Genomic DNA, 26,501 nt, shown 5'->3' on the forward strand with positions numbered 1-26,501 from the left:
ATATGCAGGTTATGAATCGCAAATTTCGTTTCGGATCTAGTTTTCAGAGAATAATCTCTGAAATGTAAGCTAAGCTATGCGTTTGGTGGCGATGGCGGAGGGGTTCCACACGTACCCATCCCGAACACGACCGTTAAGCCCTCTAGCGCCGATGGTACTTGGACCGCAGGGTCCTGGGAGAGTAGGACGCCGCCAAGCAAAGAACCACTGCCGATGTTATTCGGTGGTGGTTTTTATTTGTTTATAAGCAAAAATTAAAAACAACTGTTATTTGAAGATGGTTTGAATTTGGCGTTAGAAGCTGATATAAATAGAGGTTGGATTGACTTTCAAAAGAGGGGAAATGAATGCTCTAAAAAAGTCTTGAAATGAAGGTAACATTTTTGTTACGGAAAACGCATTCGAAACCAGTATAATAGGACTATGTTAAATATGCTAAAAGTACCTGACCACAGAGCTGGAATGTGCAGCTGTGAAAAGGAGGGTGTGTGTGACAAGTTGGCGAAGACTAGTTCTTCATTCGTTTCTCTTGCTCAGCCTTATAGGCGTGCTTGTAGGATGCGGTGAAGCAGGATCTGCATGGACTTCTTATGAAGGAGCGGTAAACGAGAAGGGTTTCCCGGTTCCTAAAGTGGCGAATAAATCTGACCAGTCTGAAAACAATTCGGATATGGATTATGTTCGATATACGCTATCTGGTATTAGTGAGAGCACTAGTATTCCTGAGGTGTATCTAGACGAGATTAAGAGCTGGGGCTGGACAGAAAAGCAAGCCAAGAGTACATCCAATGACTCAAGTTCCCTACGTGTATTTGCTAAAGAAGGGCATACTGTACATCTAGCTGTACATGATGGGTTCTTCACGGTAATGGTTCCGAAAAGTGAAGCTGCTCAGACGACAGTAAAATCACTGGATGATGATGATTGAATGAGTTGTGCTTTGATGTAATGGTTCGAAAATTAACGGTGTAATGGTCCGTATCATATTAAAGCTCCCGACAGTGATGGGGGCTTTTTTGTATTTATTGTTGTATATCATGAACCATTATTAGATGAGCAATAGAAGGTGGGCGGTTCTTATGGCAGTGACTTATTAGGAGCTGTTGAGAGGCTGGCTTATCACCCACACAAGGAGACATGAAGAACCGATAGTATGTGCCCGTAGAGTCTCTCTCAGTCGTTTATACAGCAACTAATCATAGAAGAAGAGAGAAGACAGCGAAAAGAGGTCGATTATGAGCCTAATACATACTTAATATCAGAAACGGTATTCAACAAGCTGGGACGTGGCTGAACGGAAACGGATGAACTGTGTTGGGGATAACCGTTTTAACTATACCCATGCTGTGGATAAGGGAGAAAGGGAGGTGAAACACTTAAAGGTTATCCACTGTGGATAACCTTTAAGGTTTGAAAGCATGACGCAGTAAATAAGGAAGAGCGTCATAGAAGTGTTTGTGTCAGTTTGAATAGAAAGAAGGTATGGATGAGCTTTTAGCGATTTATGTATTACTGGGCTCTACTATACATTGCGTGTAGGCAAGGTTATAGATAAAGGATAGAAGAACAATTATTGCAGGTAGTAGGAGACATCTTGTTCATTTAGTTTGATAAGTCCGTCCTTACGTTCGCGTGAAAGAACAAGTACAACATATAGACGTGGTACAAGAAGCCACAGATGCCAGAAAATCAACGATAGGCTGAAGGACAAGGGTGACCATATTAAACAGACGGTAATGATACATAATCCAATCCAACTCATATTGAGGTGGACCCGAACGAACATACGGTAGCTGAAATGTTGGTCTGGAATATAGCCGAACCAAGGCATTTTGAGATTCCATCGCCAACGACGTGCATAGGAGGTACGGACCAGCAGTAATATGGTTCTGGCGATGACATATTGAATCCATAGTGTGATCGGTCCTGCCAGGATAAAGTAGAAGAGGCCGGTCCAGGAGAAAGCTAACAGATTAAACAAAAGCATAATGACAGGCAAAGACAGATAGCTGAAGATTACGCTGCGGGCAATGGCCTTTTTTTTCAGAAGCCGGTACTGATAAAAGGTTGCTTTATTCTCCGGTTCGGCAATCATACGGTTACAAATCCTCCTTCTGGGATCACGTTCATTTGTGAAAGGTATTCGTTTTCATAAATAAGGAAATGGATGAGGCAAAATTGTATATATGAACCTTGAATGGACTCCAGATTGATGTACAAGATATGGAAGTAGATTAATTCTATACAAGTATACCGTTGAACGACCTGGCTGTCAGGTTCTGAATGGTGATGTAATATATATCGGCTGAAAATCCAAGTTTTTTTAAGATTATAGAATATAAGTTTTTAGAGCAGTTGGAGGAGGAGAAAATCACCTGAGAAATACAATGAAGTAGGGTGATGTTTCTTGTAATGACTGTCCATGCATGGTTTTTCATATAATAGAACAAATTATAGGTCTGTGAGGTTTTAGATACGTTATAAGGTAAGGAGAATGACTAACCAATGCAGGCTGTCTCGCTGAAGTATTGAACGAATGGCATTTTTCTTCTGTTTGTTTTCGGTACAGACACCCATGGAGGGGGAGGCGAATATATATATTTTATAGAAAGAAAGCACTATGAAAAGGTTTAAAATAATAGAAACTGTGCAATACTGATAGTAATACGTAAAACAAGGTGGGATGGTTGATGGAAGGACACGCCGAACACACATGCATTATCTGCGAACAGACCAAAAGAGAAGGCATTTTTATTGTATCTGAATTTATATGTGACGCTTGCGAAGCAGAAATGGTTCATACGGATGCACAGGATGCCAAGTACAATTATTTTATTCATCAGATGAAGCAGATTTGGGTGCAAAAGAACGCATAAAGAGCGTTAAAACATATTAGTGAAACATCACATTGACTTGTATCGATGTGCATAGAGGCCCTAGGGGCCTTTTTCTGTTTCTATCAGGTAAATAGGAAGGGGAAAATGGACATGATAAGCACCCATGGGGTGACAGAATATGTTGCTACTGCATCGTTGGAAACGGCGGTTTGCACGGGGACTGGACAATTCCTGATATAATGAAAGGAGGAGTGCTTTACCCACACGTTTTGAATACAGCAGATCTTAGAAGAGAAACAAGCGTGGAGAGGTCTCGGTAGTTAGAGAGAGCATTGGTACGATCGTATCAAAATTTATGAATGTACAGGATGATTATTCAATGGAACATAAATCAAATACCGCACCTTTATATGAGGCGTTGCTTGCTTATCGTGATTCAGGGCAGCGTTCTTTTCATGTACCTGGGCACAAGAATGGACAAGTCTATCGAGGGTTACTGGAGCAAACGGACCAGCAGCAGTTAGATTGGGGAGCCGATGAAATTCACGGGCTGACGAATCATGTTGGCGATGGAACTGACGAATCTGCAGCAGATGTAGATGTAGTACCGGTGAGTGCGTTTCTGGAGATGATGCGGCTGGATGTAACGGAAATCTCGGGGACGGACGACTTGCATCATCCAGAAGGGGTTATATTGGAGGCGCAGCAGCTGGCAGCTGATTGTTTTGGAGCAGAGGAGAGCTTCTTCCTTGTCGGAGGCAGTACGGCAGGTAATTTGTCTTTGCTGCTTACCGTATGTAATGAACCTAATAGTCTTGTACTGGTACAACGTAATGTGCACAAGTCTGTCATTCACGGATTGATGCTGGCAGGCGCAAGGGCTGTATTCCTGGAGCCGTGGGTTGACCCTGCTAGTGGACTTGCGGTGATGCCGTCGCTTGAGACGGTGCAGGCCGCTGTCCAGGCCTATCCTGAGGCAAAGGCAGTACTTGTGACTTTGCCCAATTATTACGGTATGGGTGCTGATTTGAGGCCCATAGCGGAGATGTGCCATGATGCAGGCATGCCGCTGCTCGTGGATGAAGCGCATGGCGCGCATTATGGGCAGCATCCGGAGATGCCAGCCTCAGCACTGTCCTGCGGAGCAGACGGTGTGGTGCAGTCGACCCACAAGATGCTGTCTGCTTTCACCATGGGAGCCATGCTGCACGTTCAGGGACCAAGGTTAAACCGGTCCCTGCTGCGTCAGCGTTTGGCCATGGTGCAGAGCTCAAGCCCATCATACCCGGTGATGGCTTCGCTTGATCTGGCGCGCCGCCTGCTGCATACGCAGGGCGCGAATGCCTTCACGGCGGGGCTTGCCGCCGTGGACGCCTTTAAGCGCGGCCTTGCGGAGCTGCCGCGCTTTCGGTTGCTGCAGCCCGCGCAGCTGCTGCAGCAAGAACCGCCAGCCGGAGCGAAGCCGGCAGCTGGCGGTAAGTCGGAGGCCGCCGGTGCACCGGGGCGGCCTGAAGCTGTACCCGCGGCGGCGTTGCCTTCAGCCGCGGGGTACACCGCTCAGGACCCGTTTAAGGCCGTCATTTATGACGGCACAGGGGTGCTGAGCGGTTATGGGCTGCAGCAGCAGCTGGAAGCACGCGGCTGCGTGCCCGAAATGAGCGACGAACGATACGTCGTCCTGCTCTTTACTTTGGGCTCGACGCTGCGCGATGCCGAGCACCTGTTGCAGGCTTTACGACAAATCAGCCTAGAACAGGAGCAGAGCCAATCTCGTGGTGAGCAACCACAGCGTTTTACAAAAGAGGCTGCAAATTATATTTCCACGTGGAACAATTTTCAAGAAGGAACTCCTTTTTCGGAGCCCATCCCGTTTACATTGCAGCCTATTATGGAGGAGGATACGACAGAGGTATCGATTGATAAATGTGTAGGTCTTCGCTCTGCGGAGATGGTCATTCCGTATCCTCCCGGCATACCTCTTGTGTACGCTGGTGAGCGAATAAGCGCGTCAATGGCTTCACGTATTAAGCTGCTGAGAGATGAAGGAGCAAGGTTCCATGGCGTATCGGATACTTCGCTACAATCGTTGAAAATCATTAGGGAATAATTGAATCTAGTATAGCAAGGGGCTTGAGGAGTCAACCGTTATTAAAACCAGCGTTTTGCTTCCTTTGATTCGATTCAACCACGGGTACAATCTATAGACGAATAAGCATTTCGGATATATAACTTGTTGATTGAAGACACGTTTTGAATTTATGCAAAATGCCCAAACAAGTTAGGACATCATTGTTGTCTGGACATAAGAAAGAAGGGAACAAACCTTGGATATTCCGCTAAAAAAATATACAGGAATAGTCCTGCAAGTTATACTGATGTACGGTTTTTATTGGATAGGAAACCTGATTCAGGCTGTACTGCATCTGCCGTTAACAGGAAGTATTGTCGGGATGCTGCTTTTATTCATCGTCATTCAACTGGGATGGATCAGACTAAGCTGGGGCGAAGAAGGATCATCCTGGCTTCAATCGAATTTGCAATTATTATTTATCCCTCCCACAGTGGGCATTATCAATCATTTTGATTTTTTTAGAGCCAATACGGTGTTGCTTGTTCTGGGGTTGATCGTTAGTACGTTGATTACCTGTCTGTTGTCCGCGAAAATAAGTGAATGGCTCATGGTGTGGAGATCGACGCATCAAGGCAAGAAGGAGGCGATCTCATGCTCGCATTCATCCTCGGATTTGGAATGATTGCCTTGACCGTGGCTATATATATACCGGCGACTCATTTATATAGAAGGTTGAAGTGGCCGATCCTTATGCCTGTCTTGACAGCAACGACTGTAATCGTTCTGATTTTGGTCCTTTCAGGTATTAAGCTCGATACGTATATGCTTGGTGGCAAATGGATACAGGAGTTATTGGGGCCGGCTGTAGTTTCCCTGGCATTTCCTTTGGCGAAACACCTTGATGTACTGAAACGGAATATTATCCCGATATTAGGGGGTACCTTGAGTGGAAGTATCGTTGGTATGTCCACAGGGGCCGCCATATCCCTGCTACTCGGTTATCCGCAAGATATCGTTATCGCTTTATTGCCCAAATCCATCACGACACCCGTTGCCATTCAACTGGCTGATCAGGTGGGAGGAAATTCATCCTTTACTTCATTATTTGTGATGATAGCCGGATTTTCGGGGATATTATTGGGACCCATGATATTGAAATGGGCCAGAGTAAGCAGCAAAAATGCGTATGGGATCGGACTCGGCTCGGCTTCCCATGCACTGGGTATGGCAAGATCCTTTGAGTATGGAGAAAATGCGGTAGCGCTGAGTTCCGTATCCATGATTGTCAGTGCTATTGCCGGCTCTGTCATGCTCCCTTTATGGGTATGGTTGATTTATGGCTGAACAGGTTATGTGCATTATCGGAAATATTGGAGAATAGCTGACCGTTAACGCGGGATCATGTATAGTAGTTATAATAAGAAAGCTTGTACCAAACTCGAACCAATCTATGGAATAGTCATGAACATACACCTCTGGGCGGGTTCATTCATAGTCTGGAGTATGAGAGGATCGAGATTGTAGTTATCGCAGCACAATTAGGAGCAATTATCGATATAGAAAGCAGGGAAGCATATGCAGGGCAGAGGTAAATTCATTACGTTGGAAGGGGGAGAAGGGTCCGGCAAAACAACAATGATCAGTAAGCTAGGTTCTTACTTTGAAGAACAGGGTATACCATATGTAGTTACTCGGGAACCTGGCGGGATTGAAATTGCGGAGAAAATACGTGCTATCATTCTCAATCCTCTTCATACGGCAATGGATGCAAGAACCGAAGCGCTGCTCTATGCAGCTGCACGAAGCCAGCATCTGGCAGAGAAGGTGGAGCCTGCATTGAAGGCAGGGAAGACCGTGATCTGTGACCGGTTTGTCGACAGCAGTCTGGCCTATCAAGGATACGCTCGTGGCCTTGGCATAGAAAATGTTTGGGCCATCAATCGGTTTGCAATAGGTGAACTGATGCCAGATGTCACACTCTATCTGGATATCGAGCCGGAAGCAGGGCTCGCCCGTATTGATGCCCACGATGGACGTGAAGTTAACCGTCTGGATCTCGAAAGTCTGGAGTTCCACCGCAAAGTGCGTGAAGGCTATTTTCTGCTGAAGGAACAGTTTCCTGACAGAATCAAGGTCATCGATGCTTCTCAAAAGCAAGAAGAGGTCTTGGCAGCAATGATTTTGTCGCTTGAGACAGGGTTTTTGAAGGATTTTGACGAGTAATTGTCTAATATATAGACATGGCATTTCATAAGGTGCTTATTATCTGAAGGAGGTTATGCAGGATGAAACTGATTGTTGCGATTATACAGGATAAAGACAGCAACCGATTATCCAGCGCATTGGTCAAAGCAAATTTTCGGGCTACGAAATTGGCCAGTACCGGTGGATTTTTGAAGGCAGGCAACACGACGTTTATGATCGGTGTCGATGATGGTCAGGTCGAGTCCGTAATGAACGTCATTCGCAGCAGCTGTAAGGTTCGTGAACAGCTCGTGACTCCAGTCACTCCGATGAGCGGAACAACCGACTCTTACCTGCCGCTACCTGTCGAAGTTCAAGTAGGTGGAGCTACCGTGTTTGTTCTTCCGGTAGATCGATTCGAACACTTTTAATGATGCATTTCGCATAAATCCTATTGAGCGTCCTTCTTGTTATCAAGAATCGCGTTCTCTGTCCGGAAAAAACTTTTCGATCAGGGAAGATTTTATTTCGGACAGAGGTTGACTAACCAACGAATAGATCCATGTGGTGATATTTAACTACTATTATATATAGAGCATAATGAAGCACATATATAAGGTCTCCTCCACGCACAGGCGCAGCGCGCACTGTGCTGATGGGCGATTGGCCTACTAAGGTAGAAAGCAGGCGTTTCCATGAAAATCAATCCTGGATTCCGACCGATGCAGAGTGGACTCAGTTCTTCCGATTCCGGCTCCAAACCGGTTCAATCCAAAAATTTCTCTGATATGATGAATCACCAGGGCGAACGAGCATCACAGGCTGAACTTACCCGCCGATTAAGTGAGATCCAGATGCAGGGTGACCGTTTGTCTCGTTCCATGACCATTCGAGAATTAAAAGCATACAAGCAGCTTGTAAAAAGATTTCTGGAGGAAACGGTCCGTCGTGGTGTCTCTATGAAAGAGACTCGAGGATGGGATCGTCGGGGAAGAGGGAAACGTTACAAGTTAATTGATGAGATTGACTCTGCCTTATTAACTATGGCTGATGAGCTTTTGGAAACAGAGGAAGGCAAGATTACGTTATTACAGCAAGTAGGAGAAATTCGGGGAATGCTTATTAATTTAAGCTTCTGAGGAGGAAGTATGTCCTTTCAACAAATTATGGGTCAGCAGGCAGCCAAGCAGATGTTACAGAGCAGTTTGAGACGTCATGCCATAAGTCATGCCTATTTGTTTAGCGGACCATCCGGCAGTGGACAATTGCAGACGGCGATTACATTTGCCAAAGCAATATTCTGTACAGAGCTTGAAGATGATGCCTGCGGACAGTGTCTTGAATGTCGTAAGGTGGAGCATGGAAACCATCCTGATTTAACCATGCTTGCACCGGATGGGAATAACATTAAAATTGATCAAATTCGGGATCTGCAGCGTATCTTTTCGTACCGTTCAGAGGCGGGGCATCCCAAAGTATATATTATCGAACAGGCCGAGAAAATGACTGTCCAAGCAGCCAACAGCTTGCTGAAGTTTCTGGAAGAACCACAGGTGCCCGCGGTAGGCATTTTAATTACGGATAATGGACAGGCGATGCTGCCCACTATTCGTTCACGCTCTCAATTGGTTCCTTTCAGTGCACTGAATCCGGAAGAGATGCTGCAATCGCTGATTACGGAAGGACACCCTGCCAATCTGGCTCGCTCTGCCGTCCATTTAGCGTCAGGATTGGAAGCATGTAGAGAAATTCTCCAGCAGAATTGGTTTGCAGAAATTAGAAACGTAATGTTACAATTAGGGAAGGAGTCCCTGGGTAGAGGAAGTACATCATTGATCTCTGCACAGCAGAAGCTTTTTAAAACCGGACTCTCAGAACACCTGGATACGATGCTTAGCCTGTTCCATTTATGGTTCAGGGATATGCTGTATGTCCAGTATGGTAGGCATGAACATATCGTTTTTATAGATCAGTTGGACATGCTGTCTCAGTTGGCCCATACCCGCAGCACCGAGCAGTGGGTTTCCTACATGGATATGGCCGCAGCATGCAGAAAAAAATTGCGTTTCAATGTCAATGGCCAGCTTTGTCTGGAGCAATTTTTGATCGGTTTGGCATAAGACTGGGAGAGGACAGATTTTGTTCCAATCATATGCAAACGGTTATAAACTTCGGCGGGTTCCCTAAGAAGACAGGGCTTCAGACGAAGTGGGATTGGCTTACGAGGGGGTTAATTTTTTGTACAGTGTAGTGGGTGTCCGTTTCAAAAAAGCGGGCAAAATTTATTACTTCGATCCCCTGGACCTTCCCATTGAAAAAGAAAACTGCGTTATCGTGGAAACAGCGCGGGGGGTAGAGTACGGTAAGGTTGTCGTTGGCAAGAAAGAAGTAGGCGAGTCTGATGTGGTGTTGCCGCTCAAAAAGGTCATCCGGGTGGCGGGCGAGACAGATGCCCGTGTCGTAGATGAAAACAAACGCGCAGCAAAAGAAGCATTCGGTACTTGTTTAAATAAAATCAAAGACCACGGCCTCAAAATGAAGCTGGTCGATGTGGAATTTACGTTTGATCGCAATAAAATTATTTTTTATTTTACAGCTGAAGGAAGAGTGGATTTCCGGGAGTTGGTCAAGGATCTGGCAAGCATTTTCCGGACACGGATCGAACTGAGACAGATCGGTGTACGTGATGAAGCAAAGATGCTTGGAGGAATTGGACCTTGCGGCCGAGTATTATGTTGTTCTTCCTGGCTGGGAGACTTTGAGCCGGTATCAATCAAGATGGCTAAAGATCAGAGCCTGTCACTGAATCCGACGAAAATTTCCGGGTTGTGCGGAAGACTCATGTGTTGTCTGAAATTTGAGCATGATAACTATGAAAGTGTGAGAGAAGAATTGCCGGCTGTAGGCAAGTTGGTCGTCACCTCTTTGGGTGAAGGAAAAGTTGTCGGCATCAATGCCGGTAATCGCACAGTCCATGTTCAACTGTTCGACATCAGTAAAGTCAAAGAACTTCCGCTGGATGACGTCGTTATCAAGTAAACCATAAAGGTTGCTTCGGGGTGGAAACTTGGAAAAGAAAAATCTGTTTACGCACATTCATGAAATGGAAACCCAATTGGGTCAGTTGCACAGTGATTTAGGAGAGTTAAAAATGATTGTTAAAGAGCTGCTTGAAGATAATCAGCGGCTTACCATCGAGAATGAGCAGTTACGCAAACTGCTGAAGCGTGAGGCCCCGGCAGATCTGCCTATCGCATCGGCGCTCGCTCCGGTAGCAAGACCTGCGGGTCCGGCTACTGGTGAAGATGTTGTAGGTGAAGGGTATGATAATCTTGCTCGGTTGTATCACGAAGGATTCCATATCTGCAATGTCTACTATGGACATTTGCGGACGGAAGGCGATTGTCTGTTCTGCCTGTCTTTTTTGAATAAATGAAGTGGCCGTAGGGATCCCCTACGGTTTTTTTTCAAGGTTAAGAACCTTGTCTGAGATATAGAGTACCGGAGGATGAGTGCATCATATGACAGAAATATCAGTAAAATTGCAAGATTCGGAGCGAATCGACGATTTGCTCTCTCATGATTTGAAGATTATTCAAAGTGATGAAGTGTTTAGTTTTTCGATGGATGCTGTATTGTTGGCCCGATTTGCTTCAGTACCGAAACGTGGTCGTGTGCTTGATTTGTGTACAGGCAATGGGGTTGTTCCCATTCTGTTGACCACACGAACGCAGGCGAGTCTGGAAGGCATTGAAATTCAGCCGCGATTGGCAGATATGGCACGTCGCAGCGTTCAACTGAATGCATTGGATGAATCCATTACGATCCATGAAGGTGATTTGCGTGAACTCGTGAAAGAAACGGGTCATGCTGTATACGATGCTATAACGGTTAACCCTCCGTATATGCCCTTAAATGGGAGTGATCTCAAGATGAATACTCATCAGGCCATGGCACGCCATGAAATCGGGTGTACGCTGGAGGAAGTCATTCAGGCATGCAATCGACTGGTGCGTAATGGCGGTAAAGTATCCATGGTTCATCGCCCACAGCGTCTAGGAGAGATCATCTCTCTGATGCGTGAGTATAAACTTGAACCGAAACGGATTCGGATGGTACATCCCCGTGCTCATTTGGAAGCCAATATGGTTTTGATTGAAGCACTCAAGGATGGGAAACCGGAGGTACGCATGCTTCCACCACTGATTGTCTACAATGAAGAGGGGAAATACTGCGAAGAAATCATGGACATATATTACGGTGCACAGTATGCACACCGTACAACGGAAGGAGGGTTATAGATGACATTGCAAATTCAGAAGAGCTATGCAGAGCAGGCAGGTGATGCCGGTAAACTATATTTGGTAGGAACACCAATCGGTAATCTGGACGATATGACATTTCGAGCAATTAAAACATTGCAGAGCTGTGACATCATTGCAGCGGAAGACACACGTCAGACCCGAAAGCTGCTTACCCATTTTGAGATTACACCAGCGATGTTGTTCAGTTATCATGAGCATAATAAGGCAGCCAGTGGGCCTGAACTCATACGCTATATAATAGAAGGAAAAAATTTGGCACTCGTCAGTGATGCCGGTCTGCCGGCCATTTCGGACCCTGGTTCCGATCTGGTAAAACTTGCGCTTGAAGCTGGAATTACGGTCATTCCCATCCCTGGAGCCAATGCAGCGTTATCAGCTCTGATCGTATCCGGTTTACCGACGGAGCGTTTCACATTCGGCGGTTTTTTGCCGCGGGAGAAAAAAGACATGCGAAAAGTGATGGAAGCTTTTAATGAGTCCAATGGTACGTTGCTATTTTATGAGTCCCCTCACCGTATTCGTAGAACTTTGGCCTATCTCGAAGAGATTCTGGGTGATCGGTCGATCGTACTGGCACGTGAGCTGACGAAACGTCATGAGGAGTTCGCAAGAGGCACTATCCAAGAATGCATAGAATGGCTTGAGGAACATCCACCCCTTGGGGAATATTGTTTGCTTGTAGAAGGTATCAGGGAAGAGGAGCGTAAGGCGGAGCGGGAAGCCTGGTGGCAGTTGCTGTCCTTGGAGGATCATGTGAGCCATTATGAGAATGAAGGACTTAGTCGGAAAGATGCGATGAAGAAAACGGCAACAGATCGGGGTTTGACGAAACGAGATGTATATAACGCGTTAATCTAATAACGAATCAACAAATAAATGCTGGAATAGGGAACATACACTTAAAGGAACCTTAGATCCAACCTTAATGGAATATGAAAACGAGTAGAGCGGAGAAAAAAATAATACGAACGTCACCGCTCTTCTTTTTTTTGGAGTTGTATAGACTCATAGATCTATTTTTAGGGTAATGAGAAACCATAATAAAGCAAAAAAATACCTTCCAGCGGTGGGGTTCACACCGGGAAGGCGATCAAGGAATATAAAAAGGTTAGAAATAACAATTTAATAAGACTATTATACCGGATATTTCTTATTTTGTCACAGGTGCAGGGATTTCGGAAATACATTCGTTACAAACAATTTTACCTTTGAAATAAGTAACGTTCTCTGCATTACCACAGAAGATACAAGCAGGTTCGTATTTTTTCAACATGATGCGCTCGCCGTCAACATAGATCTCAAGAGCATCTTTTTCACCAATACCGAGCGTACGGCGCAATTCGATTGGAATAACTACCCGTCCCAGTTCATCCACTTTTCTTACAATACCTGTTGATTTCATCATTATAATCAGTGCTCCTCTCAGCTAACGATCATTGTCATTATTCGACATTATTTTATGTTTTATGATACTCATCATACCAACGATTCCCAAAACAGTCAACCTTAAAATTAGCTTAAAATAAAGGCTATTTTTGATAAGATTACGAGTGGTAAGGGATTGGAAGCTATTTTTCGTATTTAAACATCAATGTCAGCTTTGTCGATTTGGAAAACGACAAAACTACCTTATTCGACAAGATTCGTCATACAATGTCGAATCCTTGGTGCTATTATACTAAAAGCGACAAATACAAACGATATTTAAAGGAGTGAATAGACATGGAACAGCGTTTAACGGAAGAAAAGGTGTTTAAAGATCCGGTACATAATTATATCCATGTGCAAGATCCGATTATATGGCAGTTGATCAACACGCCCGAGTTTCAACGTTTACGCCGAATCCGTCAGTTGGGAACATCATTTCTTACTTTCCATGGTGCAGAGCACAGTCGCTTCTCACATTCCTTGGGCGTCTACGAAATTACACGTAAAATTATTTCCCAATTTGAAAGAAGTCACTATTCAGATTGGCCAAAGGAGGAAAAGACGGTAGCTCTTTGCGCAGCATTGCTCCATGATCTTGGACATGGGCCATTCTCTCACTCTATAGAAGAAGCTTTCGATATGAATCATGAGGATTGGACTTGTCGGATCATTACAGGTGATACCGAAGTAGGGGCGATCTTAAGATGGTATGCTCCTGATTTTCCCGAGAAAGTGGCTTCTGTAATTCAAAAAACGTATGAGCAACCTATTGTCGTTAATTTGGTCACCAGTCCGCTCGATGCGGACCGCATGGATTACTTGCTCCGGGATGCCTACTTTACAGGTGTGAATTATGGGACGATTGACCTTGATCGTATCCTGCGTATGCTGCGTCCATATCACGGACGAATCGTGGTCAAGGAGTCGGGCATGCACGCCGTGGAGGATTACTTGATGTCCAGGTACCAGATGTACTGGCAAATTTACTTTCATCCGGTTACCCGAAGTTCGGAAATTATATTGCGGCAAATATTTAAGCGGGCAAAAAGTCTCATACAGCAAGGTTTCCAATTCCGCTTCATGATTGATCCACTGCCCCAGTTATTCAATGGAGATTTATCAGTGGATGATTATTTGCAACTGGACGAAGCTTTGATTCAGACGGCATTTATGCAGTGGCGCAAAGAGGACGATGCTGTTCTAAGTGAGTTATGCGAACGATTTATAGATCGCAAATTATATAAGTATGTAGAGATTGAACAGATCGACGTAAACATGATTGAAGAGATTCGGGAAGCCTTCACTGTAGCCGGTCTCAATCCCGAGTATGATCTAGAAATTGATTTTCCAACGGATAATCCGTATGATGTGTTTCGTCCGGATGAATCCACGGACAAGCAGATTTTGCTGCTTGATCGGCAAGACAATTTACATGAGTTGTCAGAGGTGTCCGACATCGTCCGTTCAATTAGTGGTCTTCATCGCGGAAAGCATCATTTGTATTATCCGCAAAATAAGGTGGATGCGATTGTTCATGAATTACCGTCCCATATACGCCCCTATTTCTCACATTAAATGATGCGCATTGCTGTTCAAGAATCATGATGCAAAAAGCTTTCGAAAAGAGCTATTTTTCATGATACAGTAATCTGCTTTAATGGAGAGTACATGTAGATCGACATAATTTTGTAATCAGAGCAATTAGAATACAACCCGAGCTGCTAATAATAAGCACATATAGATATGAAGTAACTTGTTCGTTCTACATGTTGTGCTCAATAAACTAGTGGAATCAAATATAAAAAAACATGATCTAATTTAGTAAGACTTATGTTCTGGTTAAGATGTGCAGGATGGAATAAAAAGAGACAGTCGTTTATTCGACATGAAGGGAGAAATAAAGCATGATGTTGTTCGACACACATACACACTTGGATGCACCACAATTCGACGAGGACCGCGAGGAAATGATTCAGCGTGCTGTGGATGCAGGCGTTGGTCGCATGATTAACGTGGGCTTTAACCGGGAGACCATTCCATCCACGATGAAGCTGGCTGAAACCTATGATTTTATATATGCTGCGGTAGGATGGCACCCAGTGGATGCAATCACGATGCAGGAGGGTGATCTGGAATGGATTGCATCTTTATGCAAGCATGAAAAAGTGGTAGCCATTGGTGAAATTGGTCTAGACTATTACTGGGACACTTCACCGAAAGAGGTTCAGCATCGCGTATTACGACAACAAATTGGTCTGGCCCGCGAGTTGAATATGCCGATTGTCATTCACAACCGGGATGCGCATGAGGATATTGTAAAGATTCTGCGTGAAGAGAAAGCAGGAGAAGTAGGCGGTGTCATGCATTCCTTCTCTGGCAGTTGGGAAACGGCGAAAATGTGTCTGGATTTGGGCTTTCATCTTTCTTTCGGGGGACCAATCACGTTCAAAAATGCGAAGCAGCCCAAAGAGGTACTTGAGAAGGTTCCTATGGACCGATTTTTCATCGAAACGGATGCTCCTTATTTGACACCGCACCCTTATCGTGGAAAACGAAATGAGACAGCGCATGTACGTCTGGTTGCAGAAGCAGCTGCGGAAATTAAAGGCATTTCGGTAGAGGAAATTGCAGCAATAACGACCAAAAATGCCATGGAACGATTTGGGATTCGTTAAAAGATCGAGCAAAACGGGTGAAAAAGTGAGTTAGGCGGAGTTAATTTGCTTTTTGATTCAAATAAATCAAGAATATTACAATATTTTAACCAAATATTTAGAAAAACGTACTTGAACAACGCTTTACAACATGCATCGAAACAGGATATCATCTTTTCAGTGAATTGTTGTGCGGAAAATTGGACAGATGTTCGGGGGATGAACAAAGGGACACTTTCCGATGAAACAACATTACTTTCATGAATCAGTCTCGCTGAGTCTCCGTTAACGGAGAGCGGGGGAACCAATAGGGCTTAAACATCGGTGATTGCAGCCGATGCGCAACATGCGCTGACCCAAAAGCAGCGTATGAATCTGCGAAGCCGTATTTGATTTCTTCTTTGGGTCTCGGGGTGAATTCAAGGGCGTCCGCCATGAGCGGATGACCGGAGATAGGGCGGCTCTCTTTCGCCCGAACCCGACAGCTAACCTCGCAAGCGGAAAAAGAGAGGCAACCTCGTGCATGAATTTCCGATATTCAGAATCATTCGGAAGCCACGAAAGAGTTCCTCTTAAACTCTTTCTTTGGCTTTTTTGTTTTTGAATAAAAGAAATACTGTCATCATACGGTAAGTATTCAGGAGGATGACATCATGTTGCGAAGATTGATTCATGGTGCAGAACCGGATTATGTTGGTCCGATCTGTGTTCTGTAGAAAATTTGGTATAGTCGCGTCAAAGACATCATGCATTACTTTAGACGGCGAGGCTATGAAGGAGGACGGAGAAGTGGGCACATTCCAACCAGAAGAGACCCATGAGTCACGATCATCCAGTAAGTCTTTCGCGTTGCGGTGGAAGCATGAGAACATGCGTCAAATGGCATTGATCGCGATTTTCTCAATTGCGCTTACAATCATGATCTTGTTAGTCGTTTACGGTCAGGCCGGGAAACAAATTTCACTGGTTATTGATGGCAAAGCTCAAGTGGTAGAGACTCGTACAGGAATGCTTCAGGAAATGCTGGAGGAGCAGTCAATCACAGTCAGCCCTCACGATCAGGTATCCATGCCTTTGAATGGGGCGATCACAGATGGAGACCGCATCGTTATTGAGCGGGCCGTTCCAGTTAATATTACGGCAGACGGAGACACCAAGACTCTGTATACAACCGATTCATCGGTAAAAGATGCGATTAAAAAATCAGGTATTCAGATTGCAAGTGAAGACAAAGTTTATCCGGCGCTTGGAACCACTATTGAAGCGGATATGAAAATTCGTGTTGTGCGGGTAACAAAGCGTACGGTGGAAGTGGAACAGCCGATTGCTTATAAAGTGATCAAGACGGCTGACCCTAGCCTGTACAAAGGTGACAATCGTGTCATTGTGAGCGGTAAAGAAGGCACGCTTGTACAACATATTGAAAAGGTGTTCCAGGATGGAGAATTGGTCTCCAAAAAAATGGTGGGTAAATCGGTCGCAACGAATCGCGTTGATAAAGTGATTGCCGTTGGTACCAAAGCCAAACCTGTTGTGAAAGAGCCAGTGATTCAGACGGTATCGGCGCAGACTTCCACGACAAAAACAGCAACAACTACGAACTCGAAGAAAACCGCTGCCTCGGGCAGTAAAGTAATTACCGTTTCAGGCAGTTCTTTTAAATATTCTAAAGTATTAAAAAATGTATCCATGACGGCATACTCTTCTGAAGAGCCCGGTATCGGCACAAAAACGGCATCAGGTACTCGGGTAACCGAGGGACGTACCATTGCAGTGGATCCCAAAGTCATTCCAATTGGCTGGTGGGTGTATATCGAGGGCCTTGGCTTCCGTCGTGCGGAAGACACAGGTGGTGCCATTAAAGGCAACAAAATTGATGTGTATTATGATAGTGTGAAGCATGCCCTGAACTTCGGACGGAAGAAAGGCAAGACGGTATATGTGATTGGTCCGGTGAAGCCGGAAGCGAACTAAAATCGTTTTACTTTGAAATGGGAATGCTATAAAATATAAGCATGAATGAATCATGCGGAATATGCGGCGGGGGGGTCTGAATTCAGTCTCCCCCGCCGTTTGGCAGAGAAGAGGATATTCCTCTTCTTTTTGCGTTAGAAAGGAAGAAATGGAACATGATAAAAGAAGTGATCGTGGTTGAAGGTCGTGACGATACCGTAGCCATTCGGCGTGCGGTTCAGGCAGATACGATCGAGACTGGTGGGTCTGCTATCAACCAGCGCATTCTAAAGCGGATTGCACTTGCTCAAGAGAGACGTGGTGTGATCGTACTGACAGATCCGGATCATGCTGGAGAACGTATTCGTAAAATCATCGCCAATAAAGTACCTGGCTGCAAACATGCTTTCATTCCAGAGGCAGATGCTACGCGCAAAGGCGACATCGGAGTGGAGAACGCCTCACCGGAGGCGATTCGTCATGCACTGGCACGTGTACACACGTCATATGAAGGCGCACCAAGTCTGATCGATTGGGAGGATCTGATTGCGGCGGGACTGATTGTGCATCCACAGGCTGCTGCACGTCGTATGGAGATGGGCAATCTGCTGGGTATAGGTTACTGCAACGGCAAACAGTTCCACAAACGGTTGAGTGTATTCCAGATTACCCGGGAAGAATTCTCCGAAGCATTATCGCAAATTGAACGTGAAGGATTGTGAGCGTATGAAAGGCATGGAAGAAACCGTAGAGATTGCAACACCCAAACGAACCAAAGAAATTATTCAAAGACACGGATTTTCATTCAAGAAGAGCCTGGGTCAGAACTTTCTGATCGATCAAAATATATTAAACAAAATTGTAAATGCAGCTGATCTGGACGAGTCCAAGGGGGCACTTGAGATCGGACCAGGTATTGGCGCACTCACAGAACGTCTGGCTCGTGTAGCTGGTCCTGTAACGGCTGTAGAGATTGATCAGAGATTGATCCCGATTCTGGGTGAAGTGATGCAGCCTTATCCGAACGTACGTGTGCATCACGGGGATGTGCTGAAGCTGGATCTAGCCGAGTTGTTCCGCAACGATTTTGGAACGGTGGATAAAGTGAGTGTTGTGGCCAATCTGCCTTACTATGTAACGACACCAATCATGATGAAGCTGCTCGAAGAGAAGCTGCCAGTAGACAGCATTGTAGTCATGATCCAGAAGGAAGTGGCCGAACGCATGGCTGCTGCACCGGGATCAAAGGACTATGGAAGTCTGAGCATTGCGGTTCAGTACTACAGTATGCCGGAATTGGTCTGTATTGTTCCGCCCACGGTCTTTATTCCGCAGCCTAATGTGGAATCGGCAGTAATCAAGTTAAAGGTGCGTGAGCAGCCACCGGTTGAAGTTCCCGACGAGGCACATTTCTTCGAAGTGGTACAGGCTTCCTTCGCGCAGCGTAGAAAAACAATCTCCAATAATTTGAAAGCTCGTTTCTTCACAAAGGAGAACAGAGAACAGGCTGATCAGCTGTTGGAGCAGGCCGGTATTCAACCTTCAAGACGGGGAGAAACATTGAGCCTGCAGGAGTATGCAACACTCTGTACCGTAATGTGGGAAGCCGGGGTACGCGCAGCTCTGTAAAATTCGGATGAACCAATCCGGGTTTCTGCCCATACGATGGGGTAGAGGTGATTATGTTGATGAATATCGGAGACTTGGTCGTTCGAAAGTCATACGGTGGAGATGTGACTTTTCGGGTGGAAGGCCTCCAGTCGGACGGTGCCATCATTAAAGGGACCGAGTTCCGGCTGTTAGCCGATTCCCCTGTGGACGATTTGATACAGGTTCCTTATGAACCGCAGAGTGCGAAGACGAGGCAGGCTCACGTGAAGGCACATCAGACGCTCTCACGCCTGCAGCAGAATCGAATGGAACAGGCCGAGCGCAATCGCGAAGGAATAGTTCAGGAATGGTCTGTGCAACAAGAACCGGCTTATTTCGAGATGCCTGGCAAAGTGCTGCACTTGGATGGTGACCCCAATTATCTAAAAAAAAGCATGAACCTTTATGAGCAGCTTCGTGTTCCCGCAGAGGGCCAATATGTACATGAGTCGGCCATGGCTGACACGTTATATCGTCTGCTGCCGAAAGTGCGTCCGGATATCGTTGTCATTACTGGCCATGACGGAGTACTCAAGACTCGTCAGCCCTACGACTTATATAGTCTGGGCAGCTACAAGAATTCGCAGAACTTCGTATCCGCTATTCAGGTGGCTAGGCAGTATGAACGTCATCTCGATGCGCTCACGATTGTAGCTGGTGCGTGTCAGTCCCACTTTGAGGCTTTGCTGCGGGCTGGAGCTAACTTTGCTAGCTCACCGGGCCGAATTCTCATTCATGCTCTGGACCCGGTCTATGTGGCAGCCAAGGCAGCCTTCACGTCGGTACGGGAAACCGTGAACATGAATGACATTTTGCATAACACGATTAGTGGCAGTCAGGGTGTGGGCGGCGTAGAGACACGGGGGAGTTATCGCGTAGGTCTGCCCGGGTTGAATGATTTATCCACGTTAAAAGTGAATCCATCAGCCGTCTGAAGATGGCAGAAGAAAGTCCCATTTAGGGGCTTTTTTTGTTTGCAAAAAAATTCATTGACAACAACTTTTTGATACTGATATAATAATTAGTTTTGATTTGACAATGACTGTAAAATCCGGTATAATGGACAAGAAAAGAGGTGGTCGTCGACAATGGCTAAAAATACGCTATTGGATATCAAACGCAATCTCGATGCACATATCGGTCAGAAAATTATGCTGCGGGCTAATGGTGGCCGCCGTAAGACCATTGAGCGTACGGGTGTATTGGAAGAAACGTACCCTTCTGTTTTTATTGTCAAGCTTGATGAGGAGCAAGAAACTTTCAAGCGAGTATCCTACAGTTATGCTGATATACTTACGGAATCGGTGGAAGTCATGGTATTTGATCCAGGCAGCCAGACGCATAGCTCCTACATGGAGACGTAAGTATCGATTTACGGCGATTCTGCCCCCTTGGGCAGGTCGCTTTTTTTATTTTAAAAATCTGCTCATCCTCGGAGAGCCATAGTTGATCAGGAATGAGTCTGGGGAAGAAGCGGCATACTATTTGGACAGGTTCAAGGCATTTTTCTTGGCCTGGGGGCAAATAGTCCCGGATACGAATGGACTTATCATGAATGAACTATTTCGAGGAGGATGACCCATGAGCCGGAGAAGAAGAAGTGTAATGTCGGATGAACTCAAGAATGAACTGGCAAAAGACCTAGGTTTCTATGATACCGTCCAGCAGGAAGGTTGGGGCGGAATCAAAGCGAAGGATGCGGGCAATATGGTGAAACGGGCCATTCAACTTGCGGAAGAAGCGGCACGCAAATCGTAATCCGGTTCAAACGGTTTGGAGAGCGGGGCAATCCGGCAGGAATGACCTCGCTTTTTCCCCATGGATGCGGAATAGAAATGACTTGACAGCCCCATTTTGATATAATATGTTAAGTTGTCTTAGGGAAAAGGTGAGGACGGGTGAACGCCTTGAAAATTTACGAAAAAGCGCCTGCTAAAATCAATTTGATGCTAGACGTTTTACATAAAAGAAGAGATGGATTTCACGAAGTTGAGATGATCATGACGATGGTGGATCTTGCCGATCGACTGGAAATGTCTGAGCTTCCTCGTGACACGATCTTTATCTCCAGTCAGGCGGGATATATCCCCCTGGATGAGAAGAACCTGGCTTTTCAGGCAGCCAGGCTCATCAAAGAGCGTTATGATGTGAAAACTGGAGTCCATATTCATCTGGACAAAAAAATACCGGTGGCCGCCGGACTTGCTGGCGGCAGCAGTGATGCAGCAGCAACGCTGCGTGGATTGAATCGCCTATGGCGTCTCAACATCCCGGATCAAGAGCTTCAGGAGCTCGGAGCTGAACTGGGGTCTGATGTGCCTTTCTGCATTACAGGTGGAACAGCACTTGCTACAGGCCGTGGGGAGAAGCTGACACCGATGCCGAATCCCCCACAATGTTGGGTGATCTTGGCCAAGCCGCCGATTAATGTGTCCACAGCCGACGTCTACGGGCGTTTCCGCAGCGACAAGATTGTTCGTCATCTGAGTGCTGCCAAAATGGAGCAGGCCATCCGTAACCAATCCTTTGCCGAAGTGTGCGGGCAGATGGGGAATGTGCTTGAGGACGTAACGTTGAAGCTGTATCCGGAAGTTCAGCATCTGAAAGATGCCATGATTCGGCTTGGAGCAGACGGAGTATTAATGTCAGGCAGTGGTCCAACCGTGTTTGGATTAGTTTCCAAAGAGTCCAAGGTTGCCCGAGTCTACAATGGACTGCGAGGCTTCTGTAAAGAAGTTTATGCTGTACGTATGCTAACCTAATATTCGCTTTTATAATGTACAAACACGTATAAAGGTGGTATATTTTTAAATAATTATTCGGATTTGGATGTTTTCCGTGATCGTGAGGATGGATCTCTGTGAAGAAATTAAAACGAAGCGCAAGGCTGGTTGAAATGACGCAGTACTTATTGTCTAGACCGCATACGGTTATTCCGTTGACCACATTTGCCGAACGCTATGGAGCTGCGAAGTCGTCGATCAGTGAAGATTTGGCGATTATCAAGGAAGTGTTCGAAGAAGGTGGTTCGGGAGAACTGCATACACTGGCTGGAGCAGCCGGGGGAGTAAAGTGGATTCCGAAGGTGTCCAGAGAACTGGCACTGGCTTTTGCAGAACGACTTTCTACCCAGCTTGCGCAGCCGGATCGGATACTCCCTGGTGAATATCTGTACATGTCCGACCTGCTTGGACAGCCCGCATTGATGAATGAAGCTGGCAAGATTTTTGCAACGGCCTTTGGCAATATGGATATTGATGTGGTGATGACGGTCGAGACTAAAGGGATTCCGCTTGCTTATGCTACCGGAGCCCAACTCAATCTGCCTGTAGTGCTCGTGCGCAGGGACCATCAGGCTACGGAAGGATCGGCCGTAAGTATCAATTATGTATCCGGGTCCCATAAAAGCCTACATACCATGTCCCTATCTCGCAGGGCCATGCGTGAGCACTCCAGAGTGCTCATTGTAGATGATTTTATGAAGGCTGGGGGAACCGTCCAAGGGATGATCGACCTATTGGCCGAGTTTAATGCCACGGTAGCCGGAGTAGGCGTATTAGTAGAATCTGGATCGGTTGATTCAGAAGAACGACTGCTGACGGACTACATATCTCTGGCGAAGCTGACGGCAGTTGATGCGAAGAGCAGACACATTTCCGTTAAGCCTGGCAACTATTTTGACCTGTAGAATCATGACGAATTGCATGTCGGGAAAAGTTCTTTTCCATCGAGCTGGCACTAACAATGTCGAATTGTGTATTAAATAAAAAAATTCCTGAAATTAGGACATTTTTGTGGTTATAAAAAGAAGGAGTTCGTATAGGCTGTGTGGAATTATACACCAAGTTCTGATGGAAAAAGGTGGTGAACACACACATGCAAATTACGGATGTCAGACTCCGCCGTGTTAACTCTGAGGGGAGAATGAAGGCTATCGCATCCATTACCATCGATAACGAATTCGTCGTTCATGACATTCGCGTCATCGATGGCAATAACGGAATGTTTGTTGCTATGCCGAGCAAGCGGACTCCTGACGGAGAATTCCGTGATATCGCCCACCCGATCTCTTCCGGTACTCGCGAGAAGATTCAAGCAGCTGTTTTGACTGAGTATGATCGCGCAGCAACTGAGGAAGAAGTCATTGAAGAAGGTGCCTGAGAACATTATTGGGGTTCGAAGGAAAAGAGAGCCATGTCTTATGGCTCTCTTTTCTTTTTGACCGGAATAAGATATATTCAGTATTGAGTTTATTCACAGAAGAGCATTTTCGCAGCTTGAATGTTGCAAAATGTTGAAAGAACAAAAAGCGCAGCGTGCGCTTGGTAACAGGGCGGCATCTTAGGAATCATGGGAATCGGTTAAGCTCACAGGTACACGGCGTATACATATAGGTCACGATTTGTTGGTGTCCGCGTTGTTACGCGTGATTACAGAGACAGCAGGCGATGAACAAGACCGGCGCAGGGCCGGCTGAACGTTACTCATCGGATATATACAGGTAAGGTCAAACGATGGGTTTTTCAGAACAGGAGGTCGTAAATTTTGAAAAGAATGGCAATCGTTCTTGCGGCAGGGCAAGGCAAACGTATGAAATCGAAATTGTACAAGGTACTGCATCCCGTATGCGGTAAACCGATGGTGGGTCACGTGCTGGATGCAGCTCTTCGCGCAGGCGTTGAACGTAGCGTCGTTGTGGTCGGTCATGGTGCCGAAGCGGTGCAGTCATTTTTGGGTTCCAGAGCAGAGTACGTGCTTCAGGCTGAACAGTTGGGAACAGGACATGCGGTGAAGCAGGTTAAATCTCTGCTCGGCAGTGAAGCAGGATCAACCATTGTTGTCTGTGGAGATACACCACTTGTGACCAGCGAGACGCTGGAAGGACTGATGAAGCTCCATGAGAGCCGCGGAGCAGCAGCAACGGTTCTCACAGCTAAACTGGACAATCCCAAAGGGTACGGCCGCGTTATTCGCGGAGAAGATGGTTCTGTACAGCGCATTGTTGAACAGAAGGATTGCACGGAGCAGGAAGATGCTGTGAACGAAATCAACACAGGTACGTACTGCTTCGATAATGCCAAATTATTCGCTGCGTTGGAGAAAGTGACGAACCAGAATGCTCAGGGAGAGTATTATCTCACTGATGTGGTTGGCATTTTCCGTAATGATGGAGAAGTGGTGGAAGCTTACATGTCAGATGACATCGCGGAATCCATCGGAGTTAATGATCGACTTGCCCTTTCACAAGCAGAAGCGTTCATGCGTGAACGTTTGGCGGTGAAACATATGTTGAACGGTGTTACGATCATCGATCCGGCATCGACATATATCGGGGCGGATGTTACCATTGGATCAGATACAGTATTGTATCCGGGTACCATACTCAAAGGTACAACTACCATCGGCGAAGCATGCCATATTGGTCCTCAGGCAGATGTGGAAGATAGCATCATTCAGGATGGAGTTACAATCAAGCATTCTGTACTGTCACAAACCGAGGTTGGATCAGAAGCAACTGTAGGTCCATTTGCTTATTTGCGTCCAGGCACCAAACTGGGCCGCAACGTAAAAATTGGTGACTTTGTTGAAGTGAAAAATGCTACAATTGATGAAGGCTCCAAAGTATCTCATCTCAGTTATATTGGGGATGCTAAAGTAGGGAAAAACGTAAATGTTGGATGCGGGGCAATAACAGTGAATTATGATGGATATAATAAAGCTGTAACGACGATTGAAGATGATGCGTTCGTAGGCAGTAATGTCAATCTGATTGCACCTGTCACGGTAGGAAAAGGCGCATATGTTGTTGCAGGCTCTACCGTTACCCATTCTGTTCCCGAAAACGATCTTGCGATTGCCCGCCCACGCCAGGAGAACAAACCTGGATATGCGGAGAAAATTCGTGGTCGTGCCAAAGCCAAGAAACAAAATGCCAAACCCGAATAAGGGGTATTGATATTAAGAATTGCCTCCTGAACATCGGGGGGTGCCGACATGTCGCAGACGCTTATAGATTCCAATGAACCAGCACGGAGGGTTTTTATTTTATGACTTATTTTGATTCGAAATTAAAAATATTTACTTGCAATTCTAACCCCAAGCTTGCCCATCAAATTGCTGATTATATCGGAATTCCTATGGGTGAATCTCACACAACCAGCTTCAGTGATGGTGAGATCCAAGTGAAACTCTCTGAGAGTGTTCGGGGCTGTCACGTTTATATCGTGCAGTCTACTTGCTTGCCGGTTAATGACAACCTGATGGAAATGCTCGTTATGATTGATGCACTTAAACGGGCATCTGCCAAGACGATTAACGTCGTTATTCCGTACTATGGCTATGCTAGACAGGACCGTAAGGCCCGTTCGCGTGACCCGATTACAGCCAAACTGGTTGCCAATCTGATCGAAAAGGCGGGTGCAACCCGTGTAATCGCGATGGACTTGCATGCCATGCAGATTCAGGGATTCTTCGATATTCCGGTCGATCATTTGCTCGGCGTGCCGATTTTGGCTCAATATTTCCGCTCGAAACAGATCGAAAATCCGGTTGTTGTATCGCCTGACCACGGCGGCGTAGTACGCGCTCGGAAACTGGCTGACTTCCTGAATGCACCTCTCGCAATTATCGACAAACGTCGTCCAGAGCCGAACGTCAGCGAAGTGATGAACATTATCGGTAACATCGAAGGTAAAACAGCAATTCTGATCGATGACATCATTGATACAGCAGGAACGATTGTATTGGGAGCGAATGCTCTAATGGAAGGCGGCGTGAAGGAAGTATACGCTTGCTGTACTCACCCAGTATTGTCCGGACCTGCGATGGAACGCTTGGAGAATGCACCGCTGAAGGAAGTTATCGTAACGGATACCATTCCGATTACGCATGCTAACCCGACAAGCAAACTTAAAGTGTTGTCTGTAGCACCTTTGCTCGGAGAAGCCATTATCCGGGTTCATGAGGAATTGTCAATCAGCAAGCTGTTTGAAATTGAATAAGGATGTCTGCATAAAGTAGTAGAGGGGTTACGTTTTCCGGATCAATGGAAAATGTAACCCCTGTCGGCGTGCCGTTATATTGGAAGTGAAAAGTGCCTGCCGAATTTCTAGTATCCGGGGCGGGAGATAAAACGGAACCGGCGCCGATGAAAAAGAGTGTCGGCAATTTCGACAAATTGATTATCGAAACGAGTGATTAGTCCGATCTCAATATGGGTGTCGCGGTCATATACCTGTACAGGTACGTGATATTCCAGATGATAGATAAAATCGCTATGTTGAGTCAGTTGTCCGTTGTCTTCGCGCAAAACCCGCTCACCTTCCTGGGTTGATGAAATAATAAATGTAAACACTATATAAGATCAACTAAACATTTACACGATAACGGAGAGGACAGA

29 protein-coding genes, 1 rRNA gene and 1 riboswitch are annotated in these 26,501 nt (G+C 45.9%); of the genes, 27 read left to right on the forward strand and 3 right to left on the reverse strand.

Annotated features, from left to right (window positions below):
• The first annotated feature begins 81 nt into the window (after positions 1-81).
• Both rrf and RS891_RS00065 read left to right on the forward strand, forming a co-directional pair.
• Positions 82-198: ribosomal RNA gene (gene rrf, locus RS891_RS00060) — 5S ribosomal RNA — on the forward strand.
• A gap of 292 nt (positions 199-490) precedes the next feature.
• Positions 491-928 (forward strand): hypothetical protein, encoded by a 438-nt coding sequence (locus tag RS891_RS00065; RefSeq protein WP_113055700.1) that lies wholly within the window; start codon positions 491-493, stop codon positions 926-928.
• Between the two features lie 642 nt (positions 929-1,570).
• Here the strand turns inward: RS891_RS00065 and RS891_RS00070 are convergent.
• On the reverse strand, positions 1,571-2,095 hold the full coding sequence (locus RS891_RS00070) for a hypothetical protein (protein WP_315794130.1): 525 nt from the start codon (positions 2,093-2,095) through the stop codon (positions 1,571-1,573).
• Between the two features lie 595 nt (positions 2,096-2,690).
• On the opposite strand from RS891_RS00070, the gene RS891_RS00075 reads away from it, so the two are divergent.
• From RS891_RS00075 to rsmI, 12 genes are all read left to right on the forward strand, one after another.
• Complete coding sequence (locus RS891_RS00075) at positions 2,691-2,876, forward strand: sigma factor G inhibitor Gin (protein ID WP_024633689.1); 186 nt, start codon at positions 2,691-2,693, stop codon at positions 2,874-2,876.
• Between the two features lie 340 nt (positions 2,877-3,216).
• Positions 3,217-4,944: an aminotransferase class I/II-fold pyridoxal phosphate-dependent enzyme gene (locus RS891_RS00080; protein ID WP_315794131.1), complete on the forward strand. Its 1,728-nt coding sequence runs from the start codon at positions 3,217-3,219 to the stop codon at positions 4,942-4,944.
• 217 nt (positions 4,945-5,161) lie between these two features.
• Positions 5,162-5,590 carry a CidA/LrgA family protein gene (locus RS891_RS00085; protein ID WP_113055703.1) on the forward strand — a complete coding sequence of 143 codons (429 nt, stop codon included), beginning with the start codon at positions 5,162-5,164 and terminating at the stop codon, positions 5,588-5,590.
• Positions 5,560-6,252, forward strand: a complete 693-nt coding sequence (locus RS891_RS00090; RefSeq protein ID WP_113055704.1) for an LrgB family protein — start codon at positions 5,560-5,562, stop codon at positions 6,250-6,252. Before RS891_RS00085 ends, RS891_RS00090 begins: the two co-directional genes overlap by 31 nt.
• 231 nt (positions 6,253-6,483) lie before the next feature.
• Positions 6,484-7,131, forward strand: coding sequence for a dTMP kinase (gene tmk, locus RS891_RS00095; RefSeq protein WP_113055706.1), 648 nt, complete (start codon positions 6,484-6,486; stop codon positions 7,129-7,131).
• A gap of 62 nt (positions 7,132-7,193) precedes the next feature.
• On the forward strand, positions 7,194-7,523 hold the full coding sequence (locus RS891_RS00100; RefSeq protein ID WP_017691391.1) for a cyclic-di-AMP receptor: 330 nt from the start codon (positions 7,194-7,196) through the stop codon (positions 7,521-7,523).
• A 264-nt stretch (positions 7,524-7,787) separates the two neighbouring features.
• Entirely contained in the window at positions 7,788-8,231 is a 444-nt protein-coding gene (locus RS891_RS00105; protein WP_113055707.1) for a YaaR family protein, read from the forward strand.
• A gap of 9 nt (positions 8,232-8,240) precedes the next feature.
• A complete protein-coding gene (gene holB, locus RS891_RS00110) occupies positions 8,241-9,212 on the forward strand; it encodes a DNA polymerase III subunit delta' (protein ID WP_113055708.1) in 972 nt (323 codons plus the stop codon).
• Between the two features lie 118 nt (positions 9,213-9,330).
• Positions 9,331-10,131 (forward strand): PSP1 domain-containing protein, encoded by an 801-nt coding sequence (locus RS891_RS00115; RefSeq protein ID WP_024633696.1) that lies wholly within the window; start codon positions 9,331-9,333, stop codon positions 10,129-10,131.
• 28 nt (positions 10,132-10,159) lie between these two features.
• Entirely contained in the window at positions 10,160-10,528 is a 369-nt protein-coding gene (gene yabA / locus RS891_RS00120) for a DNA replication initiation control protein YabA (RefSeq protein WP_024633697.1), read from the forward strand.
• A gap of 85 nt (positions 10,529-10,613) precedes the next feature.
• Entirely contained in the window at positions 10,614-11,393 is a 780-nt protein-coding gene (locus RS891_RS00125) for a tRNA1(Val) (adenine(37)-N6)-methyltransferase (RefSeq protein WP_113055709.1), read from the forward strand.
• The gene (gene rsmI / locus RS891_RS00130) at positions 11,394-12,275 is read left to right on the forward strand and encodes a 16S rRNA (cytidine(1402)-2'-O)-methyltransferase (RefSeq protein WP_315794132.1); all 882 of its coding nucleotides are present in this window, start codon (positions 11,394-11,396) and stop codon (positions 12,273-12,275) included.
• 292 nt (positions 12,276-12,567) lie between these two features.
• Here the strand turns inward: rsmI and RS891_RS00135 are convergent, their stop codons facing one another.
• Positions 12,568-12,822, reverse strand: a complete 255-nt coding sequence (locus tag RS891_RS00135) for an AbrB/MazE/SpoVT family DNA-binding domain-containing protein (RefSeq protein ID WP_024633700.1) — start codon at positions 12,820-12,822, stop codon at positions 12,568-12,570.
• A gap of 317 nt (positions 12,823-13,139) precedes the next feature.
• Between RS891_RS00135 and RS891_RS00140 the strand changes: the two genes are divergently transcribed.
• From RS891_RS00140 to RS891_RS00200, 13 genes are all read left to right on the forward strand, one after another.
• A complete protein-coding gene (locus RS891_RS00140; protein ID WP_315794133.1) occupies positions 13,140-14,420 on the forward strand; it encodes an HD domain-containing protein in 1,281 nt (426 codons plus the stop codon).
• Positions 14,421-14,749: 329 nt separating this feature from the next.
• A complete protein-coding gene (locus RS891_RS00145; RefSeq protein ID WP_175382525.1) occupies positions 14,750-15,520 on the forward strand; it encodes a TatD family hydrolase in 771 nt (256 codons plus the stop codon).
• A gap of 241 nt (positions 15,521-15,761) precedes the next feature.
• Positions 15,762-16,015, forward strand: a riboswitch (cyclic di-AMP (ydaO/yuaA leader).
• Between the two features lie 273 nt (positions 16,016-16,288).
• Positions 16,289-17,473, forward strand: coding sequence for a resuscitation-promoting factor (locus RS891_RS00150; protein WP_113055712.1), 1,185 nt, complete (start codon positions 16,289-16,291; stop codon positions 17,471-17,473).
• Positions 17,474-17,628: 155 nt separating this feature from the next.
• Positions 17,629-18,174, forward strand: a complete 546-nt coding sequence (rnmV, locus tag RS891_RS00155; RefSeq protein WP_024633704.1) for a ribonuclease M5 — start codon at positions 17,629-17,631, stop codon at positions 18,172-18,174.
• 4 nt (positions 18,175-18,178) lie between these two features.
• The gene (rsmA, locus tag RS891_RS00160) at positions 18,179-19,081 is read left to right on the forward strand and encodes a 16S rRNA (adenine(1518)-N(6)/adenine(1519)-N(6))-dimethyltransferase RsmA (protein ID WP_113055713.1); all 903 of its coding nucleotides are present in this window, start codon (positions 18,179-18,181) and stop codon (positions 19,079-19,081) included.
• A 59-nt stretch (positions 19,082-19,140) separates the two neighbouring features.
• A complete protein-coding gene (gene yabG, locus RS891_RS00165) occupies positions 19,141-20,037 on the forward strand; it encodes a sporulation peptidase YabG (RefSeq protein ID WP_113055714.1) in 897 nt (298 codons plus the stop codon).
• A gap of 153 nt (positions 20,038-20,190) precedes the next feature.
• Positions 20,191-20,466 carry a biofilm formation stimulator Veg gene (gene veg, locus RS891_RS00170; protein WP_053778931.1) on the forward strand — a complete coding sequence of 92 codons (276 nt, stop codon included), beginning with the start codon at positions 20,191-20,193 and terminating at the stop codon, positions 20,464-20,466.
• 217 nt (positions 20,467-20,683) lie between these two features.
• Positions 20,684-20,860, forward strand: coding sequence for a small, acid-soluble spore protein, alpha/beta type (locus RS891_RS00175; RefSeq protein ID WP_053778930.1), 177 nt, complete (start codon positions 20,684-20,686; stop codon positions 20,858-20,860).
• A gap of 149 nt (positions 20,861-21,009) precedes the next feature.
• Positions 21,010-21,864, forward strand: coding sequence for a 4-(cytidine 5'-diphospho)-2-C-methyl-D-erythritol kinase (ispE, locus tag RS891_RS00180; protein WP_315794134.1), 855 nt, complete (start codon positions 21,010-21,012; stop codon positions 21,862-21,864).
• 98 nt (positions 21,865-21,962) lie between these two features.
• Positions 21,963-22,790, forward strand: coding sequence for a pur operon repressor (purR, locus tag RS891_RS00185; RefSeq protein WP_053778929.1), 828 nt, complete (start codon positions 21,963-21,965; stop codon positions 22,788-22,790).
• Between the two features lie 188 nt (positions 22,791-22,978).
• Positions 22,979-23,263, forward strand: a complete 285-nt coding sequence (gene spoVG / locus RS891_RS00190; protein ID WP_017691372.1) for a septation regulator SpoVG — start codon at positions 22,979-22,981, stop codon at positions 23,261-23,263.
• A gap of 393 nt (positions 23,264-23,656) precedes the next feature.
• Positions 23,657-25,048 carry a bifunctional UDP-N-acetylglucosamine diphosphorylase/glucosamine-1-phosphate N-acetyltransferase GlmU gene (gene glmU / locus RS891_RS00195; protein ID WP_397386922.1) on the forward strand — a complete coding sequence of 464 codons (1,392 nt, stop codon included), beginning with the start codon at positions 23,657-23,659 and terminating at the stop codon, positions 25,046-25,048.
• 101 nt (positions 25,049-25,149) lie between these two features.
• Positions 25,150-26,103, forward strand: a complete 954-nt coding sequence (locus tag RS891_RS00200; protein WP_017691370.1) for a ribose-phosphate diphosphokinase — start codon at positions 25,150-25,152, stop codon at positions 26,101-26,103.
• 107 nt (positions 26,104-26,210) lie between these two features.
• On the opposite strand, the gene RS891_RS00205 is transcribed toward RS891_RS00200, so the two are convergent.
• Complete coding sequence (locus RS891_RS00205; RefSeq protein ID WP_024633712.1) at positions 26,211-26,411, reverse strand: hypothetical protein; 201 nt, start codon at positions 26,409-26,411, stop codon at positions 26,211-26,213.
• Between the last annotated feature and the right edge of the window lie 90 nt (positions 26,412-26,501).

Source organism: Paenibacillus sp. BIC5C1, from assembly GCF_032399705.1.
In the GTDB taxonomy this organism is placed as follows: Bacteria; Bacillota; Bacilli; order Paenibacillales; family Paenibacillaceae; genus Paenibacillus; species Paenibacillus taichungensis_A.